This is a genomic window from Rhizobiaceae bacterium (assembly GCA_023953845.1).
Classification (GTDB): domain Bacteria; phylum Pseudomonadota; class Alphaproteobacteria; order Rhizobiales; family Rhizobiaceae; genus Arvimicrobium.
Genome location: JAMLJC010000001.1, coordinates 1963599 through 1989461 on the forward strand (window position 1 = coordinate 1963599; position 25863 = coordinate 1989461).

21 protein-coding genes are annotated in these 25863 nt (G+C 65.1%); 13 read left to right on the forward strand and 8 right to left on the reverse strand.

All coding sequences use genetic code 11. The annotated features are described in order from the left end of the window. The first annotated feature begins 161 nt into the window (after positions 1-161). The gene (gene rpsA, locus M9955_09675) at positions 162-1859 is read left to right on the forward strand and encodes a 30S ribosomal protein S1 (protein ID MCO5081910.1); all 1698 of its coding nucleotides are present in this window, start codon (positions 162-164) and stop codon (positions 1857-1859) included. A 106-nt stretch (positions 1860-1965) separates the two neighbouring features. On the opposite strand, the gene M9955_09680 is transcribed toward rpsA, so the two are convergent. Next, positions 1966-3417, reverse strand: a complete 1452-nt coding sequence (locus tag M9955_09680) for a hypothetical protein (GenBank protein ID MCO5081911.1) — start codon at positions 3415-3417, stop codon at positions 1966-1968. A gap of 373 nt (positions 3418-3790) precedes the next feature. Between M9955_09680 and M9955_09685 the strand changes: the two genes are divergently transcribed. The 5 genes from M9955_09685 (at position 3791) to lpdA (ending at position 9965) form a co-directional block, all read left to right on the forward strand. After that, positions 3791-4624: an aldo/keto reductase gene (locus M9955_09685; GenBank protein MCO5081912.1), complete on the forward strand. Its 834-nt coding sequence runs from the start codon at positions 3791-3793 to the stop codon at positions 4622-4624. Positions 4625-4780: 156 nt separating this feature from the next. Continuing rightward, positions 4781-6013, forward strand: a complete 1233-nt coding sequence (locus M9955_09690) for a 3-methyl-2-oxobutanoate dehydrogenase (2-methylpropanoyl-transferring) subunit alpha (protein MCO5081913.1) — start codon at positions 4781-4783, stop codon at positions 6011-6013. A gap of 2 nt (positions 6014-6015) precedes the next feature. Next, positions 6016-7029 carry an alpha-ketoacid dehydrogenase subunit beta gene (locus tag M9955_09695; protein ID MCO5081914.1) on the forward strand — a complete coding sequence of 338 codons (1014 nt, stop codon included), beginning with the start codon at positions 6016-6018 and terminating at the stop codon, positions 7027-7029. 2 nt (positions 7030-7031) lie between these two features. Then, positions 7032-8411: a 2-oxo acid dehydrogenase subunit E2 gene (locus tag M9955_09700; protein ID MCO5081915.1), complete on the forward strand. Its 1380-nt coding sequence runs from the start codon at positions 7032-7034 to the stop codon at positions 8409-8411. Positions 8412-8573: 162 nt separating this feature from the next. Beyond that, positions 8574-9965, forward strand: a complete 1392-nt coding sequence (gene lpdA / locus M9955_09705) for a dihydrolipoyl dehydrogenase (GenBank protein ID MCO5081916.1) — start codon at positions 8574-8576, stop codon at positions 9963-9965. 9 nt (positions 9966-9974) lie between these two features. Here lpdA and M9955_09710 read toward each other — a convergent pair whose 3' ends face one another. Beyond that, a complete protein-coding gene (locus M9955_09710; protein ID MCO5081917.1) occupies positions 9975-10436 on the reverse strand; it encodes a DoxX family protein in 462 nt (153 codons plus the stop codon). Positions 10437-10597: 161 nt separating this feature from the next. Between M9955_09710 and M9955_09715 the strand changes: the two genes are divergently transcribed. Further along, positions 10598-10795 (forward strand): CsbD family protein, encoded by a 198-nt coding sequence (locus M9955_09715; GenBank protein MCO5081918.1) that lies wholly within the window; start codon positions 10598-10600, stop codon positions 10793-10795. Between the two features lie 45 nt (positions 10796-10840). On the opposite strand, the gene M9955_09720 is transcribed toward M9955_09715, so the two are convergent. The 5 genes from M9955_09720 to M9955_09740 all read right to left on the reverse strand — a co-directional run bounded on the left by M9955_09720 (position 10841) and on the right by M9955_09740 (position 15116). Then, positions 10841-11848 carry an Ldh family oxidoreductase gene (locus M9955_09720; protein MCO5081919.1) on the reverse strand — a complete coding sequence of 336 codons (1008 nt, stop codon included), beginning with the start codon at positions 11846-11848 and terminating at the stop codon, positions 10841-10843. Further along, complete coding sequence (locus M9955_09725; GenBank protein ID MCO5081920.1) at positions 11845-12654, reverse strand: ABC transporter permease; 810 nt, start codon at positions 12652-12654, stop codon at positions 11845-11847. Before M9955_09725 ends, M9955_09720 begins: the two co-directional genes overlap by 4 nt. Beyond that, a complete protein-coding gene (locus tag M9955_09730; protein ID MCO5081921.1) occupies positions 12654-13391 on the reverse strand; it encodes an ABC transporter permease subunit in 738 nt (245 codons plus the stop codon). The genes M9955_09725 and M9955_09730 overlap by 1 nt, the downstream gene beginning before the upstream one ends. An 81-nt stretch (positions 13392-13472) precedes the next feature. Beyond that, on the reverse strand, positions 13473-14261 hold the full coding sequence (locus tag M9955_09735; GenBank protein MCO5081922.1) for a transporter substrate-binding domain-containing protein: 789 nt from the start codon (positions 14259-14261) through the stop codon (positions 13473-13475). 42 nt (positions 14262-14303) lie between these two features. Then, positions 14304-15116 (reverse strand): ABC transporter ATP-binding protein, encoded by an 813-nt coding sequence (locus tag M9955_09740; protein ID MCO5081923.1) that lies wholly within the window; start codon positions 15114-15116, stop codon positions 14304-14306. Between the two features lie 256 nt (positions 15117-15372). Between M9955_09740 and M9955_09745 the strand changes: the two genes are divergently transcribed. From M9955_09745 to M9955_09765, 5 genes are all read left to right on the forward strand, one after another. Beyond that, positions 15373-16224, forward strand: a complete 852-nt coding sequence (locus tag M9955_09745; protein MCO5081924.1) for an arginine deiminase family protein — start codon at positions 15373-15375, stop codon at positions 16222-16224. Beyond that, positions 16224-17816 (forward strand): 5-guanidino-2-oxopentanoate decarboxylase, encoded by a 1593-nt coding sequence (locus tag M9955_09750; protein MCO5081925.1) that lies wholly within the window; start codon positions 16224-16226, stop codon positions 17814-17816. Before M9955_09745 ends, M9955_09750 begins: the two co-directional genes overlap by 1 nt. Positions 17817-17916: 100 nt before the next feature. After that, a complete protein-coding gene (locus M9955_09755; GenBank protein MCO5081926.1) occupies positions 17917-18369 on the forward strand; it encodes a DCC1-like thiol-disulfide oxidoreductase family protein in 453 nt (150 codons plus the stop codon). Continuing rightward, positions 18362-20125 carry a DUF4166 domain-containing protein gene (locus tag M9955_09760; protein ID MCO5081927.1) on the forward strand — a complete coding sequence of 588 codons (1764 nt, stop codon included), beginning with the start codon at positions 18362-18364 and terminating at the stop codon, positions 20123-20125. Before M9955_09755 ends, M9955_09760 begins: the two co-directional genes overlap by 8 nt. A 152-nt stretch (positions 20126-20277) precedes the next feature. Further along, positions 20278-21348 (forward strand): trypsin-like serine protease, encoded by a 1071-nt coding sequence (locus M9955_09765; protein MCO5081928.1) that lies wholly within the window; start codon positions 20278-20280, stop codon positions 21346-21348. Positions 21349-21426: 78 nt separating this feature from the next. On the opposite strand, the gene cysK is transcribed toward M9955_09765, so the two are convergent. Beyond that, complete coding sequence (gene cysK / locus M9955_09770; GenBank protein ID MCO5081929.1) at positions 21427-22407, reverse strand: cysteine synthase A; 981 nt, start codon at positions 22405-22407, stop codon at positions 21427-21429. 484 nt (positions 22408-22891) lie between these two features. Here cysK and polA point away from each other — a divergent pair, with 484 nt between their 5' ends. Then, positions 22892-25861, forward strand: coding sequence for a DNA polymerase I (polA, locus tag M9955_09775; protein MCO5081930.1), 2970 nt, complete (start codon positions 22892-22894; stop codon positions 25859-25861). Positions 25862-25863 lie beyond the last annotated feature (2 nt).

Consider the following 25863-nt stretch of genomic DNA (forward strand, 5'->3'; position numbering starts at 1 on the left):
TATGGTGTCGGAATACTGAACCGCCTGCCAGCATTCTTCTGCGCCGGACGCCGCACAGAGCGGCACCAGGGTTTCGACCCGGAATGCCCGGCAGGCAAACGCAACGCTAACCCACGGCGCCGCTCCGCCCCGGATAGGGAACGGAGCCTCCAGGAGATCCAATGTCACAATCCAATCCCACGCGCGACGATTTCGCCGCGCTTCTTGAAGAATCATTTTCCAGCGGCCATTCGGGCGAAGGCCAGGTCGTGCGCGGCACGGTCACCGCGATCGAGAAGGACATGGCCGTCATCGACGTCGGCCTGAAGGTCGAGGGCCGCGTGCCGCTGAAGGAATTCGGCGCCAAGGCCAAGGACGGCTCGCTGAAGCCGGGCGACACGGTCGAGGTCTATGTCGAGCGCATCGAGAACGCGCTGGGCGAGGCCATGCTGAGCCGCGACAAGGCCCGCCGCGAAGAGAGCTGGGGCAAGCTCGAAGAGAAGTTCGCCAAGGGCGAGCGTGTCGAGGGCATCATCTTCAACCAGGTCAAGGGCGGCTTCACCGTCGATCTGGACGGCGCCGTTGCCTTCCTGCCGCGCTCGCAGGTCGACATCCGTCCGATCCGCGACGTCACCCCGCTCATGCACAACCCGCAGCCCTTCGAGATCCTCAAGATGGATCGCCGTCGCGGCAACATCGTCGTGTCGCGCCGCACCGTCCTCGAGGAAAGCCGCGCCGAGCAGCGTTCCGAGATCGTCCAGAACCTCGAAGAGGGCCAGGTGGTCGACGGCGTGGTCAAGAACATCACCGACTACGGTGCGTTCGTCGACCTCGGCGGCATCGACGGCCTGCTGCACGTCACCGACATGGCATGGCGCCGCGTCAACCATCCGACCGAGATCCTGTCCATCGGCCAGACGGTCAAGGTGCAGATCATCCGCATCAACCAGGAAACCCACCGCATCTCGCTCGGCATGAAGCAGCTCGAGTCGGACCCGTGGGGCGATATCGGCACGAAGTTCCCGCTGGGCAAGAAGATCCACGGCACGGTCACCAACATCACCGACTACGGCGCGTTCGTCGAGCTGGAGCCGGGCATCGAGGGTCTCATCCACGTTTCGGAAATGTCGTGGACGAAGAAGAACGTGCATCCCGGCAAGATCCTCTCGACCTCGCAGGGCGTCGACGTGGTGGTGCTGGAGGTCGATCCTTCCAAGCGCCGCATCTCGCTCGGCCTCAAGCAGACGCTCGAGAATCCTTGGGAAGCCTTCCAGCGCAACCATCCGGTCGGCAGCCAGGTCGAGGGCGAGGTCAAGAACAAGACCGAGTTCGGCCTGTTCATCGGCCTCGAAGGCGACGTGGACGGCATGGTGCACCTCTCCGACCTCGACTGGACCCGTCCGGGCGAGCAGGTCATCGAGGAGTACCAGAAGGGCCAGATGGTGCAGGCACAGGTTCTCGACGTCGACGTCGAGAAGGAGCGCATCTCGCTCGGCATCAAGCAGCTGTCGCGTGGTTCGACCACGGCCGTCAGCACCGACGGCGAGCCGCGCAAGAATGCGGTCGTGACCTGTGAAGTGACCGCCATCAAGGACGGCGGCGTCGAGGTTCGTCTGGTCGAGAGCGGGCTGGACAGCTTCATCAAGCGTTCCGACCTGTCGCGCGACCGCGACGAGCAGCGCCCCGAGCGCTTCACCGTCGGCCAGAAGGTCGATGCGCGCGTCATCGCCTACGACAAGAAGAGCCGCAAGGTTCAGGTGTCGATCAAGGCGCTGGAAATCGCCGAGGAGAAGGAAGCCGTCGCACAGTACGGTTCGACCGACTCCGGCGCCTCGCTCGGCGACATCCTCGGCGCGGCGCTGAAGAACCGCAACAACTGAGATTGATCGGCCCGGCTTTCGTCGGGCCGGCCTTCAAGGGAAAAAAGACCCGCCCGAGCAATCCGGCGGGTCTTTGTTTGAGATCTTCCGGTTGCGGCGGGTTCGCCTATACGTGACGTCTGCCGTGTCCGTGCGGGCGGCGGTTGCCGCGCTTGGTATCGGCGGCGGCCGCATCGAAATCCACCACGCTGCCGGCGGCCTCGCGCTGGCGCGCCTGCGTCACGCGGTGCAGGCGCTCGTAGGGCAGCAGCTCCTTGATCTGCGCATTGAGCGCCGCGATCTCGCCACGTAAATCCTCGCATTCCTGGATGCGCACGTCGAGCTGGATCTGCTCCGATGCCTGGCGCAACGTGAGTTCCGACAGGTTGGCGCTGAGGCGCGAAAGATTGACCCTGTCGGCCTCGCTTTCCTTGACGAGCGCCGACAGGCGCTCCTCCAGAACGTATTTCTCCGCCAGCGCGTCCTTGAGGCGCTCCTTGACGTTCGCCTTCTCGGCGATGGCTGCGCTCTGTTCCTGAAGCACGGCTTCCAGGCGCGTCTGAAGATTCTGGATCTCCGAGCGTAAGCCGCGGCTTTCGACCTGGGCCCGTTGCATGTCGGCCTCGCGCTCCGTCTCGATCACGGCCGCGCGCTCCTTCAGTTCGGCCTGCGTCGCGATTGCACGGTCGAGCGCCTTCTGAAGGCGCAGCGTTTCCTTCTCGCTCGCGGCGAGCGCGTTGAGCAGCTCCGAATTGCGGGTCGCTTCCTTCTCGTGGATCTGTGCGTTCTCCTCGAGCCTGTGGCGCGCCTCGGCCTCGCGCTTGGCGATCTTGTCGTTTTCGATCGACAGCGCCGTATTCTTCTCGCGCAGTGCCTCGTTTTCGCGCGAATGCCGCTCGATCTCCGCGTTTCGCGACTCGACGGTCTTGGTCAGTTCGTTGAGTTCCGCCTCGTTCCTGGCGTTGGCGTTAGAAGCCTCGACCACGTCGAGCTTGGCTGTCGCGAGCGACGAGCGCAACGCCTCGTTTTCCTGGAAAAGCATGGTCTCGCGCTGCTGCAGGCGTTCGAGCAGCGTCTCGCGCTCCTGATGCTTGCGTGTCGAATCCTGCAACTGCTCCCACAGTTTGCGGTGCTCGGAAAGCAGCCGGGTGTTGGCCAGTTCGAGATCGTTGCCGCGGTGGATTTCGGCATTGAGAATGTTGACCAGTTCGCCCACCGACACGAGCAGAGTGCGCATCTCCAGGAGCCGCGCGCCAACATCCTGCAAATTGCCCTGCGCTACCTGATAGAGCCCTTCGAACCCCTTCAGCGCCTCCAGACGGCCGCGTGTATGGGGTGTCAGCTTCTCGTCGCCGGCAATGTCTCTGGCGTCCGGTTCGATCGATCCGGAAGATATCAGGGGACGATCGTTCGTTTCATCTTCGGAAAGACGGTCATCGTGCAGTTCAGGATCGTCCGAAAGCAATGGATCGTCCATGTCCACCATGCTTTCCTCGAGAGCATGGGCCATGTCAGACTGAAGCTCATCGAATTCCCTGTCCGCTTTTTTGCCAAGCCTGATCAGACTGCCGAAATCCATTGTCGATCTCCTACGCAAGACCTAGATCGCGCAATTTTTACTATTTGATAACTTATTCTTGCACGCGGCCTGCCGTGACGGAAGAGGGCTCCGACGGAGAAAAGTGAAGATAGTAAACGACTTAGCGGATTCTGCCGCTTCGAATTCGACTTGCATCGAATATCGGCGGTGATTTCCGCCAATTTCGGACACAGAATGTAATTATATGATTCCATTAACTTTTCTTGCTCAAGTGCTACGCTTTGCCCGAGTTCGGATAGGCGTTTGATCCTGCTGCCATGACCCGCAGCCACGGTTGGTTATGGCATCTGTCCGTGGCGTTGACATTTGTCCTGCGCCATGGACGGCTGTCATGCCGAAAAGGAGTGGCCGCATGAGAACCACGTCATTGCCCGCGGGCGAGATGGTGCCTGTTCTTGGACAGGGTACCTGGAACATGGGCGACGATTCGCGCCGACGCCGCGACGAGGCCGACGCGTTGCGGCTGGGTATCGATCTCGGCATGACACTGATCGACACCGCCGAAATGTACGCCAATGGCGGCTCGGAGGAGGTCGTCGGCGAGGCGATTTCCGGGAGGCGCGACAGGATTTTCCTCGTCAGCAAGGTGCTGCCGTCGAACGCCTCGCGGCGCGGCGTGGAAGCGGCCTGCGAGCGCAGCCTGAAGCGTCTCGGCACCGATCGCATCGATCTCTACCTGCTGCATTGGCGCGGCCGCGTGCCGCTGTCGGAGACCGTCGAGGCGTTCGAGGCGCTGAAGGCGGCGGGCAAGATCCGGCACTGGGGCGTCAGTAATTTCGACACGGACGACATGGAGGAGCTGGAAGCCCTGCCCGCCGGCCGGAACGTCCAGACCAATCAGGTGCTCTACAATCTGACGCGGCGGGGTATCGAGTTCGACCTGCTGCCGTGGTCACGCGAGCGCGGCATTCCGACTATGGCCTATTCGCCGGTCGAGCAGGGCGCGCTGGGCGGCGACCGGAGGCTGAAGGCGATCGCCGAACGCCACGGCGCGACGCCGGCGCAGATCGCGCTCGCCTGGGTCATGCGGGATGACGGCGTCATCGCCATTCCCAAGGCAAGCCGGCAGGAGCACGTTCGCGACAATCGCGCGGCGCTCGACATCCGCCTGACGCCGCAGGACCTCGCGGATCTCGACGCGATGTTTCCCCCGCCGTCGCGGAAGCGCGGGCTGGAAATGATCTGACGATCGGAAGGCGTTTCCGGTAACGAACGGGCTCTTCGCCGGCCAACTCCGCAAGAATGCTGCCGCGACTTTGTTTGCGTCGACTTTCGCGCGCCGCTACATATTTCATCCGACGACACCGTTCACGGCGTGCCGCGTTCGGCACTGGGAGGCGCGATGAGTGAAGACGCTCCGCTGCGGTTTCATGTTCCGGAACCGGAAGTTCGTCCGGGCGACCGCCCCGATTTCTCCAACGTCAAGATCCCGCAGGCCGGCACAGTCCGCCGCCCGCGCATCGACGAAGACGCCGAGCAGTTCCGCGATCTCGCCTATTCGATCATCCGGGTGCTGAACCGGCAGGGAGAGGCCGTCGGCCCCTGGGCCGGCACGCTCGGCGACGACGAACTGCTGCAGGGGCTGCGCCACATGATGCTGCTGCGCGCCTTCGACGCGCGTATGCTGATGGCGCAGCGGCAGGGCAAAACCTCCTTCTATATGCAGCATATGGGCGAGGAGGCAGTGAGCTGTGCCTTCCGCAAGGCGCTGCGCGACGGCGACATGAATTTCCCGACCTATCGCCAGGCCGGCCTGCTGATCGCGGGCGGCTATCAGATGGTCGACATGATGAACCAGATCTATTCCAACGAGGCGGACCCACTGAAGGGGCGTCAGTTGCCGATCATGTATTCGGCGAAGGACCACGGCTTCTTCTCCATCTCCGGCAATCTCGGCACGCAGTTCGTGCAGGCGGTCGGCTGGGCCATGGCCTCGGCGATCAAGGGTGACACCAAAATCGCTGCCGGATGGATTGGCGACGGCTCCACCGCCGAGAGCGACTTCCATGCCGCGCTGGTGTTCGCCTCGACCTACCGCGCGCCGGTCATCCTCAACATCGTCAACAACCAGTGGGCGATCTCCACCTTCCAGGGCATCGCGCGGGGCGGCTCCGGCACGTTTGCGGCGCGCGGCCTCGGCTTCGGTATTCCGGCGCTGCGCGTCGATGGCAACGACTACCTCGCCGTCCATGCCGTCGCCTCATGGGCGGCCGAGCGCGCGCGGAAAAATCTCGGGCCGACGCTGGTGGAATATGTCACCTACCGCGTCGGCGCGCATTCGACGTCGGACGACCCTTCCGCCTACCGGCCGAAGACGGAATCCGAGGCATGGCCGCTCGGCGACCCGGTGATCCGGCTGAAGAACCATCTGATCGTTCGCGGCATGTGGTCGGACGAGCGTCACAAGCAGGCGGAAGCCGAGATACTGGACGAGGTGATCACCGCGCAGAAGTCGGCCGAGCGGCATGGCACGCTGCATGCCGGCGGCAAGCCCTCGGCGCGCGACATGTTCGAGGGGGTCTATGCCGAGATGCCGCCGCATCTCAGGCGGCAGCGCCAGCAGGCGGGGGTGTGAAGATGCCCCGCAAGACCATGATCGAGGCGATCCGCGAGGCCATGGACGTCGCCATGGAGCGCGACGACAATGTCGTCGTCTTCGGCGAGGATGTCGGCTATTTCGGCGGCGTCTTCCGTGCCACGCAAGGGCTTCAGCAGAAATACGGCACCAGCCGCTGTTTCGACACGCCGATCAGCGAACTGGGCATCGTCGGCACGGCGATCGGCATGGCCGCCTATGGCCTCCGGCCCTGCGTCGAGGTGCAGTTCGCCGACTATGTCTATCCGGCCTATGACCAGATCGTGTCCGAGGCGGCACGGTTGCGCTATCGCTCGAACGGGCAGTTCACCTGCCCGATCGTGGTGCGCATGCCAACCGGCGGCGGCATCTTCGGCGGCCAGACGCACAGCCAGAGCCCGGAAGCGCTGTTCACCCATGTCTCAGGCCTCAAGGTCGTGGTGCCGTCCAATCCGCACGACGCCAAGGGGCTTCTGATCTCCGCCATCGCCGACCCCGATCCGGTGATCTTCCTGGAGCCCAAACGGCTCTACAACGGCCCGTTCGACGGCCATCACGAGCGCCCGGTGACGCCGTGGGCGAAGCACGAGCTTGGCGAGGTGCCGGCCGGCCATTACGAGATCCCGCTCGGCAAGGCAGCCGTCCGCCGCGAAGGAAAGGCGCTGACCGTGCTTGCCTACGGCACCATGGTCTATGTCGCGCAGGCGGCGGCCGAGGACACCGGCATCGACGCCGAGATCCTCGACCTCAGGACGCTGCTGCCGCTCGACCTCGACGCAATCGTGGCATCGGTGAAGAAGACCGGCCGCTGCGTGATCGTGCACGAGGCGACGCGGACCTCCGGCTTCGGTGCGGAACTGGCCGCGCTCGTGCAGCGGCACTGCTTCTACCATCTGGAAGCGCCGATCATCCGCGTCACCGGATGGGACACGCCGTACCCGCACGCGCAGGAGTGGGACTATTTCCCCGGCCCCGCGCGTCTCGGCAAGGCCATGATCGAAACGATGGAGGCGTGAGGATGGGCGAGCACGTCATCAAGCTTCCGGATGTCGGCGAGGGCGTCGCCGAGGCCGAACTGGTCGAGTGGCATGTGAAGATCGGCGATCTCGTGCGCGAGGATGCCGTGCTCGCAGCGGTGATGACCGACAAGGCGACGGTCGAGATACCGTCACCGGTCGAGGGAGAGGTGATCTGGCTCGGAGCGGAGATCGGCGATACCGTACCGGTGGGATCGCCGATTATCCGCCTGAAGGTGCAGGGCGAAGGCAATGTGAAGGGCGGGGATGCGTACCCCCCGGCGCCAGGGAAGACGGCGAAGGAGAATACCCCCACCCCTGACCCCTCCCCACAAGGGGGAGGGGAAAAGACGCCAGGTCCTGCCGACGACGGGTCAAAGTTTGCCGAAACGTCGAAAATCACTTCTGATCAGTACGCGGCGCCACGCGTGAAGCCCCAGTCCTCCTCCCCCTTGTGGGGAGGGGTCAGGGGTGGGGGTACGTCTGCGGCCCCCCGCCCTGAAGGCGAGAAGCCGCTCGCCTCGCCCGCCGTCCGCCTGCGGGCGAGGGAAGCCGGCATAGACTTGCGGCAGGTTCCGGGCTCGGGTGGCGCGGGCCGCATCACCCATGAGGATCTCGACGCTTTTCTGGCGCGCGGCTCGGGCGCGGCAATGCGCGGAAGCTCCGGTCTGATGCCGCGCGATGATGTCGAGGAAATCAAGGTCGTCGGGCTTCGCCGGAAGATCGCCGAGAAGATGGCGCTGGCGAAATCCCGCATCCCGCACATCACCTATGTCGAGGAGATCGACGTCACCGAACTGGAGGAACTGCGCGCGAAGCTCAACGGAGCCAAACGCGCCGACCGCCCCAAGCTGACCATCCTGCCCTTCCTGATGCGGGCCATGGCGAAGGCGATCGCCGAGCAGCCGCAGATCAACGCGCTCTATGACGACGAGGCGGGCGTGATCCGCCGCCATGGCGGCATCCATATCGGCATCGCCGCGCAGACGCCGAACGGGCTCGTCGTGCCGGTGGTGAAGCATGCGGAGGCGCGCGATCTGTGGGATTGCGCATCCGAGGTCAACCGCCTCGCCGATACGGCCAAGGCCGGCAGCGCGACGCGCGAGGAGCTATCGGGGTCGACCATCACCATCACCTCGCTCGGCGCGATGGGCGGCGTCGCCACGACGCCTGTGATCAATTATCCTGAGGTCGCCATTGTCGGCGTCAACAAGATCATGGTCCGCCCGGTCTGGGACGGTGCGCAGTTCGTGCCGCGCAAGATGATGAACCTGTCGTCGAGCTTCGACCACCGCGTCATTGACGGGTGGGACGCTGCGGTCTTCGTCCAGCGCATCAAGGCGCTGCTCGAAACGCCGGCGATGATTTTCGTGGAGGGGTGAATCCGTGAAGAACCCCTCTCCGGCCCTTCGGGCCACCTCCCCCCAAAGGGTGGAGGAACTGCGGTCGCAACGCCGGCACTTCTCCAGCCTCGGTTCCTCGCCCCTTTGGGGAGAGGTGCCGAGCGAAGCGAGGCGGAGAGGGGATCTTGAGGTGGAATGCCTATGAAAGACATCTCCTGCAAGCTTCTGGTCATCGGCGCGGGTCCCGGCGGCTATGTCTGCGCCATCCGCGCCGGACAGCTCGGCATCGACACCGTGATCGTCGAGGCCCGGAAGCCGGGTGGCACCTGCCTCAACATCGGCTGCATCCCCTCCAAGGCGCTGATCCACGCGGCGGACGAGTTCGAGGCGGCGAAGGCGATGGCGCGCGGCCGCCTCGGGATCACCGTTGCCGATCCCGCCATCGACCTCACCGCGACGGTCGAATGGAAGGACGGCATCGTCGGTCGGTTGACGTCCGGCGTGACGGCCCTGCTCAAGAAAGCGCATGTGAAAATCCTCCACGGTCAGGCGCGTTTTCGCGACGGCAAGACGGTGGTGGTGGAGACCGAAACGGGCGAGCAGCTCGTGCGTGCCGAGAACATCGTTATCGCGACGGGATCGGAGCCGGTGGAACTGCCTTCCCTGCGTTTTGGTGGCAATGTCATCTCCTCGACCGAAGCGCTTTCCCTGCCAACGGTGCCGGAAACCCTCGCCGTCATCGGTGCCGGCTATATCGGGCTGGAGCTTGGTACGGCTTTCGCGAAGCTCGGGTCGAAAGTGACCGTGCTGGAAGCCGCCGATCGCATCCTGCCGCTCTACGACGCCGAGCTGACGCGGCCGGTCGAGAAGCGGCTCGCGGCGCTCGGTGTGGAATTGATGCTCGGCGCGAAGGTCGAAGGCCTCCATGCGAAGACCGGGGAACTGATGATCACGGCGTCCGATGGCGGGCAGCGCCGTCTCGCCGCCGAGCGCATCCTCGTGACCGTCGGCCGCAAGCCGGTCACCGAGGGCTGGGGCCGCGAGGAACTGGTTCTCGACATGGCCGGCCGCTTCATCGCGATCGACGACCAGTGCCGGACCTCCATGTCCGGCATCCATGCAATCGGAGACGTCACCGGCGAGCCGATGCTGGCGCATCGCGCCATGGCTCAGGGCGAGATGGTGGCAGAGATTGTCGCCGGCCACAGGCGCAGTTGGGACAAGCGCGGCATTGCCGCAGTCTGCTTCACCGATCCCGAGATCGTGACGGTCGGCCTGTCGCCCGCCGAAGCGAAGAAGGCAGGCCACGACGTGAAAATCGGCCAGTTCCCCTTCTCGGCCAATGGCCGCGCCATGACCATGCAGGCCGAGGAAGGCTTCGTCCGCATCGTCGCCCGCGCCGACAACCACCTCGTGCTCGGCATTCAGGCTGTCGGCCGGGGTGTTTCGGAGCTTTCCGCGGCGTTCGGTCTGGCGATCGAGATGGGCGCCTGTCTGGAAGACGTGGCGGGAACCATCCATGCCCATCCGACGCAGGGCGAGGCATTTCAGGAGGCGGCGCTCAAAGGCCTCGGCCGAGCGTTGCACATCTGAACTGCTGCTTCAGAACTCCCGTCCGAGCCTTGCATCCAGCGAATGGCGGTTGCCGCCGCGTATGGCGAAGAACAGCATCACCGCCGCCCAGATGATCGACTTTTCCGCGCCCGCAAAGCCTTCGCCCTGCACGATCCAGTGGAAGTAGACGGTGACGAGCAGCACGATCGTCGCCGCGAAGGCCGCCGGTCGCGTGAGCAGTCCGATGGCAATGAGGATGCCGCCGAAGAATTCGGTCGCGGCCAGCAGCGGCGACCAGAAGACGCCCGGATAAAAGCCCAGCCCCTCGACCATTCCGGCAGCGCCGAACGGATTCTGGATCTTCCCCCAGCCATGCGTCACCAGCGAGAGCCCCGCGACCACTCTCATCAGCGTCTCCGCTGCCGGTCCGAGCGATGCATAGGCCTTTCCGAGCGGGGGAACGATGAGGCGGCGACCCGTCTGGGTGGAGCCGATTGCGGCGTCGGTCATTGCGTATGCACTCCTTTTTATGTTGCATTGCACACAACGATCAAAAACCTTCACAGTCCAATCAACTTTATTCCAGCGCGATGTCAGCGAAGAGCCGGGAACCGTTACCGCCCATGGACGTTGTTGGCACAGGCAAGTGCCAGAAATGAAAGGAGAATCTGATGAATTGGAACCAGATCGAAGGCAATTGGGAACAGTTCAAGGGCAAGGTCCAGCAGCAGTGGGGGAAGCTCACCAATGACGATCTCGACGTCATCGCCGGCAAGCGCAAGGAATTGGCAGGCAGGATTCAGGAGCGTTACGGCAAGGTCCAGGACGACGCCGAGCGCGACATCGACGACTGGCTTTCGCGCCACTGAAGGCTCCGTCTCAGGCGCGAGGAACCCCGCTTCGGCGGGGTTCTTTTATGCGTAACGCGAAATACGCGCGAGGAGCGCGCGCGAAACGGCAAGTCCTTCCGTTGCAGCCTGTCGGCTCGCGGCGATTTTTGAATGTCCCGGGATATGCACTCCATACACATTGGCGAGTCGGTCGAGGTAGGATGCCAGCCGCTGCGTGAAATCCGGTTCGATGAGGTCGGTGCAAATCGCTATCACGGTCAGACCCGTCGCCGGACCGCGATCGCCGCTGTTGAACGGCGGCGCGTCGACCGACCAGTTGGCGCCGCTCAGACCGGCCGCCATAACCTCCACCATAAGCGCGATGTTGGCGCCCCGGCTTCCACCGAAAGCGAGCAGCGCGCCGCGCACCGCCGCCGCGGAATCGGTCGTGGGCTTTCCCTCCACGTCGATCGCCCACCCCTCCGGAATCGGACGACCTTCCTCGGCGGCCTTGCGGATGTTGACGAAAGCCGTTGCGCTCGACGCCTGATCGATAGTCAGATGGCCGCCGTCGGCCGACGGAGCGGAAAAGGCGAGCGGATTGGTGCAGTAGACGGGCTTCGTTCCCGCCGCGGGCGACATCAGCGCCGGCCCGTTGGTCGCGGCGAAAGCGGCCAGTCCCTGCTCCGCGAGGCGCGCGGTGAAGTAGCCGAGCGCGCCGCAGGTAAACGCATTGCGCTGGCTGAACAGGGCGACGCCGAGTTGCTTTGCCGTCGCCACGAGCCTGTCGAAAGCGAGGTCGAAACCGGTATGCGCGGCTCCCTGCCGGGCATCCGAGGCTATGATGGCCGGAGCGGGCATGGTGATTTCTGGAACGGCTCTCGCGTCGATGCGTCCCGCCTTGATGGCGTCGAGATAGTCCAGGAAATGTGAGAGGCCGACATTCGGCTGGCGCTCCGCCTCCGCCGCCACCGCAGAGCGCGCCAGCGACCATGCCGTTTGCGCCGATGCGCCGAGCCGCATCGCGGTGTCGGCGCACAGCTTCGCAGCGTCGTCCATCGACATGCGGACGATATCGGGATCGTCGCTCATCCGAGCCTTTGCGGAATGCGCGCTTCGAGCTTGCGGAAGGCAAAGACGAGAACGCCTGTGATTGTGAGATAGACCAGCGCGAGCAGCAACAGCGGTTCATAGGTGATGAACGTCTCCTGCCGGACCCGCGAGGCGACCGAGTAGATGTCGACCATGGTGATCGTCGCGACGAGCGGCGTCGCCTTGAGCTGCAGCACGGTTTCGCCGGTCAGTGTCGGCAGCGCCCGGTGCAGCGCCTGCGGCAGCCAGATGCGCCGGAAGATCTTCCATCGGCTCATGCCGAAGGCGCGCGCCGCCTCCAGCTGTCCTCTGGCGACGCCGGCAAAGGCGCCGCGCATCACTTCTCCTTCGTAGCCGGCATAGGAGAGCGTCAGCGCCAGCACGCCATACGGCCATGCCTGCCTGAGATATGGCCACAGGAAGGATTCGCGAATCCACGGAAATTGCGGAAACAGCGAGCCGAGCCCGAAATAGAGCAGCCAGAGCTGCAAAAGCAGCGGCGTGCCGCGGATGACCGTGCAGAAGGCTTTTGCCGGCAGGCCGAGGAACCACGGTCCCGTCACTTGCGCGAGTCCGAGCGGGATGGCGAGAGCCAGTCCGAGCGCGCATGTCACGACGAGCAGCCAGATGGTGCGCCAGAGCCCTTGCAGCGCGAGGCCGATATAGTTCGGCAGCCAGTCCCAGCGCATGAAGAGCGCCGCGCATATGACGATCGCCAGCGCGATGGCGATAAGCACGATGCGGTGCGGCTGCAGCCAGCCCAGCATGCGCTGCCATCTTGTCGTGTCGAGCGCGATGTCGGTCATCAGTGCGCTCCGCCCAGATCCGGCGTGCCGCGCCGCGCCCGGCGTTCGACCCGGGCGATGATGAAGGTCGAGACGAGCGTCAGCGCGAGGTAGAGCATGCCGGCGGCCATGAAGAAGGTGAAGTAGGCCTTCGTCGCGCCGGCCGCGTTGCGCGTCGTCTGCGTGAGCTCGTTGAAGCCCACGACGGCGAGCAGCGCGGTGTCCTTGGTGGCGATCAGCCAGAGATTGGCGAGGCCCGGAATGGCGAAGGGAAGCATGGCCGGCAGCGTGATGCGGCGCATCAGCAGACCCGGCGGCATGCCGTAGGCGCGCGCCGCCTCGATCTGGCCCTGCGGTATCGAAAGGATGGCGCCGCGCAGCACTTCGGTCGAATAGGCGCCCTGGACGACGCCGATCACGCCGATTCCCGCCACCAGCCCGTTTATGTCGACCGGCGCGTAGCCGAAAGCTTCGAGCAGCCGGTTGATGAGGTCGGTGCCGGCGAAATAGAGCAGCAGGATGAGCACCAGTTCCGGCACGGCGCGCACCACGGTCGTATAGACTTCCAGCAGGTCGCGGACGACGGGTCCGCCATAGAGCTTGCCATAGGCGCCGCCGATGCCGATCAGCAGGCCGAGCCCGAATCCGCCGGCAGCGATCAGGATCGAGTTCCCAAGCCCGTAGAGCAGGTTGCTTCCCCAGCCCGGCGGGCTGAGCGAAAGCAGCTCCAGCGTGCTCGCTGCGAAAGTAACTGCCAGCAGGTCGTGCAGAGGGCTCTCCCGTGCTTCGGGCCGGCGTGTCCGGGGCTGCCGCGCCCTTGGCGCGGCAGCCGGATTGGATCAGTTCGCCTGGCCGTCGGCGCCGTAGACGTCGAAGTCGAAATACTTCTTGGTGATCTCGGCATATTTGCCGTTGTCGCGGATCGCCTTGATCGCCGCGCTGATCTTGTCCCTGAGTGCGGTGTCCTCCTTGCGGACGCCGGCGCCGACGCCGGGGCCGAGCACCTCGTCATCCGGCGCGACATAGCCCTTGAGGTCGCAGCAGTCCTTGCCGGCTTCCTTCAGGAAGGCGTCGAGAGCGATGGAGTCGGCCTGGGTCGCGTCGATGCGGCCGGCGATCAGGTCCTGATTGGCCTCGTCCTGTGTCTGGTATTCCTTGATCTCGGCGGCTTCGGTGAAGTGCTTCTTGGCGTAGGCGGCATGCACGGTGGAGACCTGCACGCCGATCACCTTGCCCTTGAGGTCCTCCGGCGTAGCGCCGAACGTCTCGCTCTTCGGTCCGATGATGGCGGTGGGGGTGTTGTAATACTTGTCGGAGAAGTCGATGGTCTTCTTGCGCTCGTCGGTGATCGACATCGAATTCATGATGGCGTCGATCTTCTTGGAGGTGAGCGCCGGAATGAGGCCGTCCCACGGGATCGGCGTCAGCGTGCATTCGAGCTTTGCCTCGCCGCAGATCGCCTGGATGATCTCGACTTCCCATCCGCCCCAGTTGCCGGAGGAATCCTGCGAGTAGAACGGCGGATAGGCTTCAGGCGAGAAGCCGACCTTGATCGCTTCGGCCTGTGCCGAAGCTGCGCCGAAGGCAAGTCCAAGCGCCGTTGCGGCGATTGTCAGAAATTTCCTCATGTCCAGTGCTCCCTTTTTCTTGCTTGAATACATCGCTGCGCGTCAGTGCATGTTGCGCAGGAACTGCCTGAGGCGCTCCGATTTCGGATCGCCGAAGATACGCTCCGGAGGGCCTTCTTCCTCGACCAGACCATTGTGAAGATAGACGACATGCGTCGCCACCTGCCGCGCGAACTTCATCTCATGGGTGACGAGCACCATGGTGCGCCCTTCCGCTGCGAGATCGGCGATGACCTTCAGAACCTCGCCCACAAGCTCCGGATCGAGCGCCGAGGTCGGCTCGTCGAACAGCATGACGCGCGGCTGGATGGCGAGCGCCCGCGCGATGGCGCCGCGCTGCTGCTGGCCGCCGGAAAGAAAGGCCGGGTAGACGTCCCGCTTCTCCGCAAGTCCGACGCGCGCCAGCAGCTTTTCGGCGTTGGCGATCGCCTCCGTCCGCTTCACGCCCAGCACATGCACCGGCACCTCGATGATGTTCTCGATCAGCGTCATGTGGCTCCAGAGATTGAAGCTCTGAAACACCATGCCGAGCCGCGAACGGATTCGCTCGATCTGCCGCCGGTCGGCCGGCACGCTGTTGCCGTGGCCGTCCGGCTTGAGGCGGATCTCCTCGCCGTTGACCCGGATCAGTCCGCTGGTCGGGTTCTCGAGACAGTTGATGCAACGCAGGAGAGTCGACTTGCCGGAACCGCTGCCGCCGATGATTGCGACCACCTCGCCGTCCCTGGCGGAGAACGAGATGCCTTTCAGAACGTGAAGCTGGCCGAATTTCTTGTGCAGGTTCTCGATATGGATGGCTTCCGCCGCGCCTTTTCCGGCGTCCGCAGGGACGGTCGGCGCGGCGGCCGGCGTCATCTGCCGCCTCGCATGCGCAGCGGTTCTTTCCGCCCCGTCTGGTACCCTGAACCCATTTGCCCGTCACGCGGTGCTGTTCCCTGCCGCAGGATGGACCGGCATTCACGCCGCCGTCAACCCGCCGGAACCGTATGAAGCGGCCGAAAGGAATCGGCTGGTCTTGTCCATCGAGGCGCGTCGAGGCTATGCCTTTCGGGACGGATCGGGAGGAACGCGCTTGTCGGCACTTTTGTTCAGAACTTTCGGCGCCCAGTCGATGGCTGCGCCCTTGCGCCGCGTCCTGATGCGGGCGGCGCGCGGCGCGATGAAGGGAGCCGACGCGGCGCGCTGGCACTACGGCGCCGGCTTCGACCCCGGCCGCGCGACGGAACAGCATGACGGCCTCGCCGGTCTTGTCGCGGCAAGCGGCGCGGAAATCCTCTGGCTGGACGATATCGAGGACGGGCTGGCGGATTCGGTATTCACCCACGACCCCTCGCTGATGACGGATTTCGGCGCGATCATCCTGCGCATGGGCAAGCCGCTGCGCGCGCCGGAGCCGGCCTTGCACGAGGCCGCATATGCCCGCCTCGGCATCCCGATCCTAGGGCGCATCGAGGCGTCGGGTCAGGTCGAGGGCGGCGACTGCGTCTGGGTGGACGGCAGCACCCTCGCGGTGGGCCGCGGCGTGCGCACCAATCAGGAAGGCATCCAGCAGCTCGCCAACATTCTGGGCGCGAAGGGCGTCACGGTCTACGGCTTCGACCTGCCGCTCTGGCATGGAGAGGAGGCCTGCCTGCATCTCATGTCGGTCATCAGCCCGCTGGCCGACGATCTGGCGCTGGTCCATGCGCCGCTCCTGCCGGCTGCCTTTTACCAGATGCTCAAAGCGCGCGGCATAAGGCTGGTCGCGGGCGACGCCGATGAGTTCTTCGCCTCGAACGGGCTCAGCCTGAATGTCCTCCCGACGGCGCCGCACGATATCATCGCGGTCGCCGGCTTCCCGAAGACGAAGGCCGCGATGGAAGCCGCCGGCTGCATGGTGAGCACCTTTGCAGCGGACGCGCTTTGCATCGCCTGCGAAGGCGGCCCCACCTGCCTGACGCGACCGGTGCTGAGAGGGGAATGATGACGACCGTCGGCGAGTCCCTCATCCGCCTGCTCGAAGCGAATGGCGTCGAGATCGTCTTCGGCATTCCGGGCGTTCACACGATCGAGCTTTATCGCGGCCTTGCCGCCTCGACGATCCGTCACGTCACGCCGCGCCATGAGCAGGGGGCGGGGTTCATGGCCGACGGCTATGCGCGTGTTTCAGGCAAGCCCGGCGTCGCCTTCGTCATCACCGGGCCGGGCCTCACCAACACGATCACGGCGATGGCGCAGGCGCGCGCCGATTCCATCCCGATGGTCGTGATCTCGGGCGTCAACGTGCTGGCGACGCTGGGCAAGGGCCTCGGCTATCTTCACGAGCTGCCGGACCAGCGCGGCCTCATCCAGAAGGTGGCGCTTTCCTCGACGCGGGTCGAACGGCCGGAACAGCTTGCGGACGCGATAAACGAAGCCTTCGCCCGCCTCGCCGTCGGACGTCCGGGTCCGATCCACATCGAAATCCCGCTGGATGTCATGGGCAGGCCGGCCGCGCCCCTGCCGGAGCCTCGCGCCTGGCGCGACGATTTGAGGATGGTGGAGGCCCCGATCCTCGAGGCGGCGCGACGCGCCGCCAATGCCGACCGTCCTCTGATCCTGGCCGGCGGCGGCGCGAAGCGCGCCGAGGCGGAGTTGATATCCTTTGCGGAACTGCTCGACGCGCCGGTCGTGACCACCGCCAACGGGCGCGGCCTTCTGCACCGTCATCCTCTTGCCGTTCCGGCCAGCCCGAGCCTGCCCGCCGTGCGCCGGCTGATGGCGGAATCGGATCTGGTCGTCGCCGTCGGCACCGAGTTCGGCCCCACCGACTATGACATGTACGCCGATGGCGGCTTCGTGCTGCCGCCCCGACTGGTGCGCATCGACATCGATGACGGCCAGCTTCGCCGCCGTCCGGCGACGGTTGCGATCGAGGCGGACGCGGCCCGCGCGCTTGCGGCCGTCGCCGGAGCGATACGCGAAAGCGTGCGCAAGCCGCTGGCCGAGCGGGCCGATGGAAGGGCGCGCGCCGAAGCCGCACGCTCGGCCGCGCGCGGCGAACTGGAACCCTATATGCACGCGCAGCTCGAGGCGGTGGAGGCGATCCGCGACACGCTGCCGGGAGCGATCATCGTGGGAGACTCGACGCAGCCCGTCTATGCCGCGAACCTCTATTACGATCACGACCTGCCCGGCGGCTGGTTCAGCGCCGCCACCGGCTTCGGTGCGCTGGGCTATGGACCGCCGGCGGCGATCGGGGCGGCGCTCGCCCGGCCCGGCAATCCGGTCGTATGCCTGACGGGCGACGGCGGCTTCCAGTTCACCCTGTCCGAACTTGGCACCGCGCGGGACGCCAATACGCCCGTGATCTTCGTCGTCTGGAACAATATGGGCTATCGCGAGATAGAACTCAGCATGCGCGGAGCGTCGGTGGAACCGGTGGGCGTGTCGCCCGTCCCGCCGGACTTCTGCGCGGTCGCCGCCGCCTACGGCCTGCCCTCGGAGCGTGTGTCGAGCCTTGGGAAGCTGCCGGAAGCGTTGCGCCGGGCGCGCGCCACGCGGCTGCCATTCGTCATCGAGCTGGATGTGAGCTGACGGCCTCGTCCCCTGCGTCACAAGCGCACCCGCGACGTGTCGTCGTCTTGCGGGCTCCCATGCGCGGCGTATCCTCTCCGGCGAGATGGCGCAGGCGACAATGCAGGCTGACACCCGCCGGACGGATTTGACTGGACTGCTGCCGCCGGAACTCGCCGGCCGCAACCTGATCGTCTTTGACGGCGTATGCGTGTTCTGCTCCGGCTTCGCCACCATGGTCGCGCGGCTCGACCGCGCCGACCGCTTCCGTTTCGCCACGGCGCAATCGCCGCTCGGCGAAGCGCTGTTCCGCCGCCACGGCCTGCCGACGGAGGTCTACGAGACCAATCTCGTCGTCACCGATGGCGTCGGCTACATGAGGATGGAGAGCCTGATCGCGACGGCGGATGCGCTCGGCTGGCCGTGGCGCGCCTTGCGTCTGCTGAAGCTCCTGCCGGAGCCGCTGCGCGATTGGCTCTACCGATGCGTCGCCCGCAACCGCTACGCATTGTTCGGTCGGCGCGACAACTGCGACATCCCCGATCGCCGCCTGCGGGATCGCCTGATTGGCTAGGATCGTCGTCCTCGGCGGCTACGGCGTCTTTGGCGGACGTCTGGCGCGCCGGCTCGTCTCGGAAACGGATGCGGAAATCGTCGTGGCCGGACGCTCGCTCGTCAAGGCCAAGGCTTTCTGCCGAACAAATGGGGGCGCTCCCTTCAAGCTCGATCGAGACGGCGACCTGTGCGAGGCCCTGATCCCTTTGCATCCCGACATCGTCATTGACGCAGCCGGGCCTTTCCAGTCCTACGGCGAGGATCCGTATTGCGTGGCACGCGCCGCCATCGCCGCAGGCGCGCATTATCTCGACCTCGCCGACGACACTGCCTTCGTGACGGGTATCGGCGCGCTCGACGGGGTGGCGAAACAGGCCGGCGTCTGCGTCATTTCCGGCGCCAGCAGCGTACCCGCCGTCTCCGCCGCCGCGCTCGACGAACTGACCGCAGGCATGGAAAGCGTGGCGCTGGTCGAAAGCGTCATCCTGCCCGGCAACCGTGCTCCGCGCGGCCTTTCCGTCGTCCGGTCCATTGTCGGGCAGGCCGGGCGGCCGCTGCGTGCCTGGCGCGGTGGACGATGGATGGAAGAGCCGGCATGGGACGAGGTTTCCCGGTTCGATCTGACTGTCTGGGGGGCAGCGCCGGTGCGGACGCGCCTCGCCAGCCCGATCGGTGTTCCGGATCTTGTTCTCTTCCCAGAACGTTATCGCGCCCGGTCCGTGCGCTTTCTGGCCGGTCTCGAACTAAAGCTGATGCATCTTGGCCTCAAGGCGCTGGCATGGCCGGTGCGCCTCGGTCTGGTCTCTTCCCTGCTGCCCTTGTCGCGCACTCTCAAATGGGTTGCCGACCGGCTCGAGCGCTCCGGCTCCGATCGCGGCGGCATGCTCGTCCGCGCCATCGGACACCTGCCGGACGGCAACACGGTCGAGCGCCGCTGGACACTCGTCGCCGAAGAGGGTGATGGACCGGAAGTTCCGCCGACTCCGGCCTTTCTGATCTGTCGGCGATTGCTGGACGACATGGTCACGCGCTCTGCCCACGAGCAGGGGGATATCGCAACGTCCGCGTCAGCCCGGGACAGGCAGGCGCCGTCCGCGTGCGATGCGGCCTCTGGCTCCGGAAAGGCTGTCGGGCTTCCGGAAGGCGCCTATCCTGCGGTCGGAATCCTTTCGCTCCAGGAAGTGGAAGCCGGTCTTGCGCCCTTTGCGATTCGCTTCGGCCGCGAGGAACATCCGGCGGTGCCTATGCTTGAGCAGGTGCTCGGCAAGGAAGCCAGAACGATGCCCGCAGCCTGGCGACGGCTGGCCGACATCCACGACCGCGATCATTTCACCGGCGAGGCCACGGTGACACGCGGCGAGGGTTTGCTGTCGCGCCTTATCGGACTTGCACTGGGCTTTCCGGCGGCCTCCGAACGCTGCGAGGTCGAGGTGACGAAGGAAAGGACCGCGCATGGCGAACGCTGGACGCGCCGCTTCGACGGCAGGCCGTTTCGCTCGTATCTGTCCCGCAGGCCCGGCGACGGCAAGGGCATTCTACGGGAACGTTTCGGGCCGCTTTCCTTCGTCATACGCCTGCATGTTGCCGACGACCGCGTCGAGTGGCCGATCGTGTCGTGGCGCTTCCTCGGGCTGCCGATACCGGTGACGCTGGCGCCCAAAAGCCAGACGGCGGAATTCGTGGACGAGGATGGCCGTTTCCGCTTCGACGTCGCCATATCGGTGCCTCTGGTGGGACCTGTCGTGCGCTATCGCGGCTGGCTCGCGCCGATCTGACCGGCCGGTGGGACCGACGCGCTTGCCTTTCCGTGGCGGAAGGTCTGTATTCTCCTCCGGAAGTTCGGGTGCCGGGAACGGTGGGCCGCCGCGCTTGCGGAGATGGGCAACCCTGTCGGCTTCCGGCCAGTCTGAGAAGGGGGTGCTTTGAGATGAGGAAGATCGCAACGGTTGCATTCGGTACGCTGCTGGCAGTGACGGGCGGTGCGTTCGCGGAAGGGATTTCGGACGGCAAGGCCGGGACGCGGGCTGAAGCGGCCCACAATGCGGAGGCAGCGGCGAGGCTGAAGCCGGCAAAATCGGCCGGCGGCATCAAGGCCGACCGTGCCGCTTCACGCGACGCCGTCACCGATCCGGCGGCAGCCGCCCGGGCTTACACCTTCGTCGGCCGCTCCGCCGACGGCAAGACGGTCACTGTCGCGCCAGGCGAAGAAGTGGTGAAGGCGTTGACCGGAGAGAAGGCGGCTTCTTCTGAACGGGCGCCGCTCGGCAAGGGCGCGGGCATCGAGCCGGAAGGCGAAGACGCGTCCCGCGCCGTGCTCGGCAAGGATGAGCGCATCCAGGTCAACAACACGACGCGCTATCCGTTCTCGGCCGTCGGCTATCTCGAAATGGTCGACGACAAGGGCGGCGCCTTCAGCTGTACCGCATCGCTGATCGGACCCAGCACCATCATCACCGCCGCCCACTGCCTTTACGACCACGAACACGATGGCGATCCGTGGCGCGACAAGTTCACTTTCTGGCCGGCTCTGGCCGGCGAGCAGTCGGTGCCCTTCGCCGGCGTGGAATACGACACCGCTTATGTCGCGCAGGGCTTCATCGACAATTACGGCGGCAATTACGATACCGTCTGGCCCTATGATCTGGGTGTCATCACGCTGAAGGAGCCGGTCGGAGACACGGTGGGCTGGCTCGGCTACTGGCACTATGCCGATCTCGGCGACTTCACGGCCAACATCATCGGCTACCCCTACGACAAGACCGCCTTCACCATGTGGCGGACAGCCTGCGACGTGCGTTCCGAGGATGTCGGCGACTACGACCTCGTCTTCACCTGCGACATCAGCGACGGCATGCAGGGCGCGCCGATCTATGTCTATGACGAGAACGCGAAGTCACGCGTCCTCGTCGGCGTCAGTATCGGCGATCTCGGCGACAAGAACTGGGGTCTGAGGCTCTATCAGGCCCTGTTCGAATGGGTCGGAAGTATCAACAAGTAACAATACTGCGAGGCATCGCCGTCTTTCCGTCCGCTGCGGACGGAAAGATGGCGGCATCGGTTCAAGCCGTGGCTCTGCTCAGCCGCCAAGCCCCTCGAACAGCGCCGTGGAGAGATAGCGCTCGGCGAAGGAGGGGATGATGACGACGATGTTCTTGCCGGCGTTTTCCGGACGGCGGCCCACCACGGTCGCCGCCTGCAGCACCGCACCGGAGGAGATGCCCACCGGTATGCCTTCCAGCCGCGCGACCAGGCGCGCATTGGCGAAGGCGTCGTCGTTGGACACTTTCACCACCTCGTCATAGATGCCGGTGTCGAGCACCTTCGGCGCGAAGCCTGCGCCGATGCCCTGTATCTTGTGAGGGCCGGGCTGGCCGCCGGAGAGCACCGGCGATGCCTCGGGCTCGACCGCCACGACCTGCAGTGACGGCTTGCGCTTCTTGATCACCTGTCCGACGCCCGTGATCGTGCCGCCCGTGCCGATGCCGGAGACGAAGATGTCGACCTTTCCGTCGGTATCGTTCCAGATCTCCTCGGCGGTGGTCCGGCGGTGTATCTCGGGGTTCGCGGGATTTTCGAACTGCTGCGGGATCACCGCATCGGGGATGGTCTGCGCCAGTTCCTCGGCCTTGGCGATGGCGCCCTTCATGCCCTTCGGGCCCTCGGTCAGCACCAGCTCGGCGCCGAGCAGCAGGAGCATCTTGCGCCGTTCCACGGACATGGTCTCCGGCATGGTCAGGATCAGCTTGTAGCCCTTGGCCGCCGCCGCGAAGGCGAGCGCGATGCCGGTGTTGCCGGAAGTGGGCTCGATCAGCGTCGACTTGCCCGGCGTGATCTTGCCGGCGGCTTCCAGCGCCTCCAGCATGGCGACACCGATGCGGTCCTTGACGCTGGCGATAGGGTTGAAGAATTCGAGCTTGGCCAGAAGATTGGCGACGACGCCCTTCTCCTTCGCGAACTTGTCCAGACGGACGAGCGGCGTGTCCCCGATCGTTTCCGTGATCGAATTGAAGATGCGTCCGCGTCCCGGAAGCCGGGTGCTGGAAACGGCCTGGTTCATCTTTGTCTCCCTCGGTCGATGTATCGCGAAGATAGGATGCGCCGTTGTGGAATCCGAGCGGCTTCTATGCCCAAAAAGCCCCGTCGATAGAAAATAATTCCAACAAGGCCAATGAAATAGGATGGCATCCCAAAACGGAGAGGTCGTGAGATTGGACGGCCATTTTCTAGGTAAAAAACGCAAAAAAATGCCGCCGTGGCGGAGGGGGATACCACGGCGGCCTTACTCAAATATAGCGGCAGCCCGGAGAGGGGGATAAGGCTGCCGCATTTTGTCCGGGAGGCGGGGGACGGGCCTTTACCGGACTTCAGCAGTAACGCTGATGGTCGACATTTGGTTGCCGCATCATGTCTATTCAAGGGCGGCAAGGTTACAAGTTTGTAACATACGCGTGAAAGCTTGCGGAATCCTCCGAGTCAGGAGCGAGGCGGGCTCTGGTCCTTTGCGGTGGACAGGAAAGCATGCCCGCGCTACCGCTTCCGCCATGAAAAAAGGCGATCATCTCTTTCTCGTCGACGGTTCGGGCTACATCTTCCGTGCCTATCATGCGCTGCCGCCGCTGACTCGCAAATCGGACGGCCTTCCGGTCGGCGCGGTGTCGGGCTTCTGCAACATGCTTTGGAAGCTGATGCGGGATGCGCGCAACACCGATGTCGGCATCACGCCGACCCATTTCGCCGTCATCTTCGACTATTCGTCGAAGACTTTCCGCAATACGCTCTATCCTGAATACAAGGCCAATCGCAGCGCGCCGCCCGAGGATCTGATCCCGCAATTCGGCCTGATCCGGCAGGCGACGCGCGCCTTCAACCTGCCCTGCGTCGAGATGGAGGGTTTCGAGGCCGACGACCTGATCGCCACCTATGCCCGGCTCGCCTGCGAGGTGGGCGGCGATACCACCATCGTGTCCTCCGACAAGGATCTGATGCAACTCGTCGGTCCGACCGTGGCCATGTACGATCCGGTCAAGGACAAGCGCCTCGGCGTGCCGGAAGTCATCGAGAAATGGGGCGTGCCGCCGGAGAAGATGGTCGACCTGCAGGCGCTGACCGGCGACAGCGTGGACAACGTTCCCGGCGTGCCGGGCATCGGCCCCAAGACGGCGGCGCAGCTTCTGGAGCAGTTCGGCGATCTCGACACGCTGCTGGCCCGCGCCGGCGAGATCAAGCAGGACAAGCGCCGGCAGTCGATCATCGACAATGCGGAAAAGGCGCGGATTTCGCGCGAGCTGGTTCGGCTGAAGAACGATATCCAGGTTGCAGAGGGGCTTGCCGATCTCGCGCTGCAGCCGCCGGACGGGCCGCGCCTGATCGGCTTCCTGAAGGCGCTCGAATTCACGACCTTGACCCGTCGCGTCGCCGAGGCGACCGGAACGGAAGCCGCAGAGATCGAGCCCGCGACGATCGTGGTAGAACTGGCCGCCGAGGCGCATGGCCCCGATGTAGGCGCCGGTGTTCCTGCGGCGGCCGCAGAAGGCCCGGACGAAAGCGCTTCCGCTTCGGCGATGGCGCCGCGCGACGATGTTTCCCGAAAGAAAACCGGCAGGGAAGGCTTTTTCCCCGAAGGACTCGCCGCATCCCGCGCCGAAGCCGCCAGGGCGAACAGGGTCGACACAGGCGCCTATGCCTGCATCCGCGATGCGGCGACGCTGGTCTCGTGGGTCGAGGAGGCGCGTTCCGTCGGCTATGTCGCCTTCGACACCGAAACCACCTCGCTCGATCCGATGCAGGCAGAACTCGTCGGCTTTTCGATGGCCACCGCGCCCGGCCACGCGGCCTATGTGCCGCTGATCCACAAGTCGGGCGCCGGCGACCTACTGGGTGGCGGCCTGATCGAGGGTCAGATTCCGGTGCGCGATGCGCTCGACATCATCAGGCCGCTGATGGAAGACCGCTCGGTCCTGAAAATTCTCCAGAACGTCAAATACGATCTGGTCATGCTGCAAAGGCATGGCCTCGACATCGCGCCTTATGACGACACCATGCTGATGTCCTATGTGCTCGACGCTGGCAACGGCGCCCACAACATGGACACGCTGTCGGAGAAGCTGCTCGCCCACAAGACGATCACCTTCAAGGAAGTGACCGGGACCGGCCGCCAGGCTGTCACCTTCGACCATGTGCCGCTCGACCGCGCCACCGCCTATGCCGGTGAGGACGCGGACGTGACGCTGCGCTTCTGGCAGGTGCTCAAGCCGCAACTCGTCGCCAGGGGCCTCGTATCGGTCTACGAACGGCTGGAGCGCCCGCTTGTTACCGTTCTCGCCCGCATGGAGCAGCGTGGCATCTCGGTGGATCGTCAGATTCTCTCTCGTCTTTCCGGCGAGCTTGCGCAGAAAGCGGCCGCGATCGAGGACGAGATCTACGAGCTCGCGGGCGAAAAATTCACCATCGGCTCGCCGAAGCAACTCGGCGACATATTGTTCGGCCGCATGGGCCTGCCGGGCGGATCGAAGACCAAGACCGGTCAATGGTCCACGTCCGCGTCGGTTCTCGAGGACCTTGCCACCGAAGGGCACGAACTGCCCCGCAAGATCGTCGACTGGCGGCAGCTCACCAAGCTGAAGTCGACCTATACCGACGCCTTGCCCGGCTACATCAATCCCGCGTCGAAGCGCGTTCACACGTCCTACGCGCTGGCCGCCACGACCACCGGCCGCCTGTCGTCCTCGGAACCTAATCTCCAGAACATCCCGATCCGCACGGCCGAAGGCCGCAAGATCAGGACCGCCTTCATCGCGGAGAAGGGCAACAAGCTGATCTCGGCCGACTACTCGCAGATCGAGCTGCGCGTGCTAGCCCATGTCGCCGACATCCCGCAGCTTCGGCAGGCCTTCGCGGACGGTATCGACATCCATGCCATGACCGCCTCCGAAATGTTCGGCGTGCCGGTCGAGGGCATGCCGCCTGAGGTCCGCCGCCGCGCCAAGGCGATCAATTTCGGCATCATCTACGGTATCTCCGCCTTCGGCCTCGCCAACCAGCTTTCCATCCCGCGCGAAGAGGCGGGCGCCTATATCAGGAAGTATTTCGAGCGTTTCCCGGGTATCCGGGACTATATGGAGGCCACCAAGGCGTTTGCCCGCGAGCACGGCTATGTCGAGACGATCTTCGGCCGCCGCGCGCACTATCCCGAGATCCGCTCGCCGAACCCGTCGATCCGCGCCTTCAACGAGCGCGCCTCGATCAACGCCCCGATCCAGGGATCGGCGGCCGACATCATCCGCCGCGCCATGATCCGCATGGACGATGCGCTCTCCGCGGCGAAACTCTCGGCTCGCATGCTGCTCCAGGTGCATGACGAGCTGATCTTCGAGACGGCCGAGGAGGAGGTGGAACCGACGCTGCCGGTCATCCGCGAGGTCATGGAGAGCGCGGCCATGCCGGCTCTGGCGCTCGCCGTGCCGCTGAAGGTCGATGCTCGCGCCGCCGACAACTGGGAGGCCGCGCACTAGGA

Excerpts from the sequence above, each read along its gene's own strand:
- M9955_09710 (MCO5081917.1), bottom strand. The coding sequence starts at position 10,436 with ATGACCGACGCCGCAATCGGCTCCACCCAGACGGGTCGCCGCCTCATC.
- cysK (MCO5081929.1), bottom strand. The coding sequence starts at position 22,407 with ATGAACCAGGCCGTTTCCAGCACCCGGCTTCCGGGACGCGGACGCATC.
- M9955_09740 (MCO5081923.1), bottom strand. The coding sequence starts at position 15,116 with ATGACGCCGGCCGCCGCGCCGACCGTCCCTGCGGACGCCGGAAAAGGC.
- lpdA (MCO5081916.1), top strand. The coding sequence starts at position 8,574 with ATGAAAGACATCTCCTGCAAGCTTCTGGTCATCGGCGCGGGTCCCGGC.
- M9955_09685 (MCO5081912.1), top strand. The coding sequence starts at position 3,791 with ATGAGAACCACGTCATTGCCCGCGGGCGAGATGGTGCCTGTTCTTGGA.
- M9955_09745 (MCO5081924.1), top strand. The coding sequence starts at position 15,373 with ATGGCTGCGCCCTTGCGCCGCGTCCTGATGCGGGCGGCGCGCGGCGCG.
- M9955_09700 (MCO5081915.1), top strand. The coding sequence starts at position 7,032 with ATGGGCGAGCACGTCATCAAGCTTCCGGATGTCGGCGAGGGCGTCGCC.
- M9955_09735 (MCO5081922.1), bottom strand. The coding sequence starts at position 14,261 with ATGAGGAAATTTCTGACAATCGCCGCAACGGCGCTTGGACTTGCCTTC.
- M9955_09750 (MCO5081925.1), top strand. The coding sequence starts at position 16,224 with ATGACGACCGTCGGCGAGTCCCTCATCCGCCTGCTCGAAGCGAATGGC.
- M9955_09720 (MCO5081919.1), bottom strand. The coding sequence starts at position 11,848 with ATGAGCGACGATCCCGATATCGTCCGCATGTCGATGGACGACGCTGCG.
- rpsA (MCO5081910.1), top strand. The coding sequence starts at position 162 with ATGTCACAATCCAATCCCACGCGCGACGATTTCGCCGCGCTTCTTGAA.
- polA (MCO5081930.1), top strand. The coding sequence starts at position 22,892 with ATGAAAAAAGGCGATCATCTCTTTCTCGTCGACGGTTCGGGCTACATC.
- M9955_09690 (MCO5081913.1), top strand. The coding sequence starts at position 4,781 with ATGAGTGAAGACGCTCCGCTGCGGTTTCATGTTCCGGAACCGGAAGTT.
- M9955_09680 (MCO5081911.1), bottom strand. The coding sequence starts at position 3,417 with ATGGATTTCGGCAGTCTGATCAGGCTTGGCAAAAAAGCGGACAGGGAA.
- M9955_09695 (MCO5081914.1), top strand. The coding sequence starts at position 6,016 with ATGCCCCGCAAGACCATGATCGAGGCGATCCGCGAGGCCATGGACGTC.
- M9955_09725 (MCO5081920.1), bottom strand. The coding sequence starts at position 12,654 with ATGACCGACATCGCGCTCGACACGACAAGATGGCAGCGCATGCTGGGC.
- M9955_09765 (MCO5081928.1), top strand. The coding sequence starts at position 20,278 with ATGAGGAAGATCGCAACGGTTGCATTCGGTACGCTGCTGGCAGTGACG.
- M9955_09755 (MCO5081926.1), top strand. The coding sequence starts at position 17,917 with ATGCAGGCTGACACCCGCCGGACGGATTTGACTGGACTGCTGCCGCCG.
- M9955_09715 (MCO5081918.1), top strand. The coding sequence starts at position 10,598 with ATGAATTGGAACCAGATCGAAGGCAATTGGGAACAGTTCAAGGGCAAG.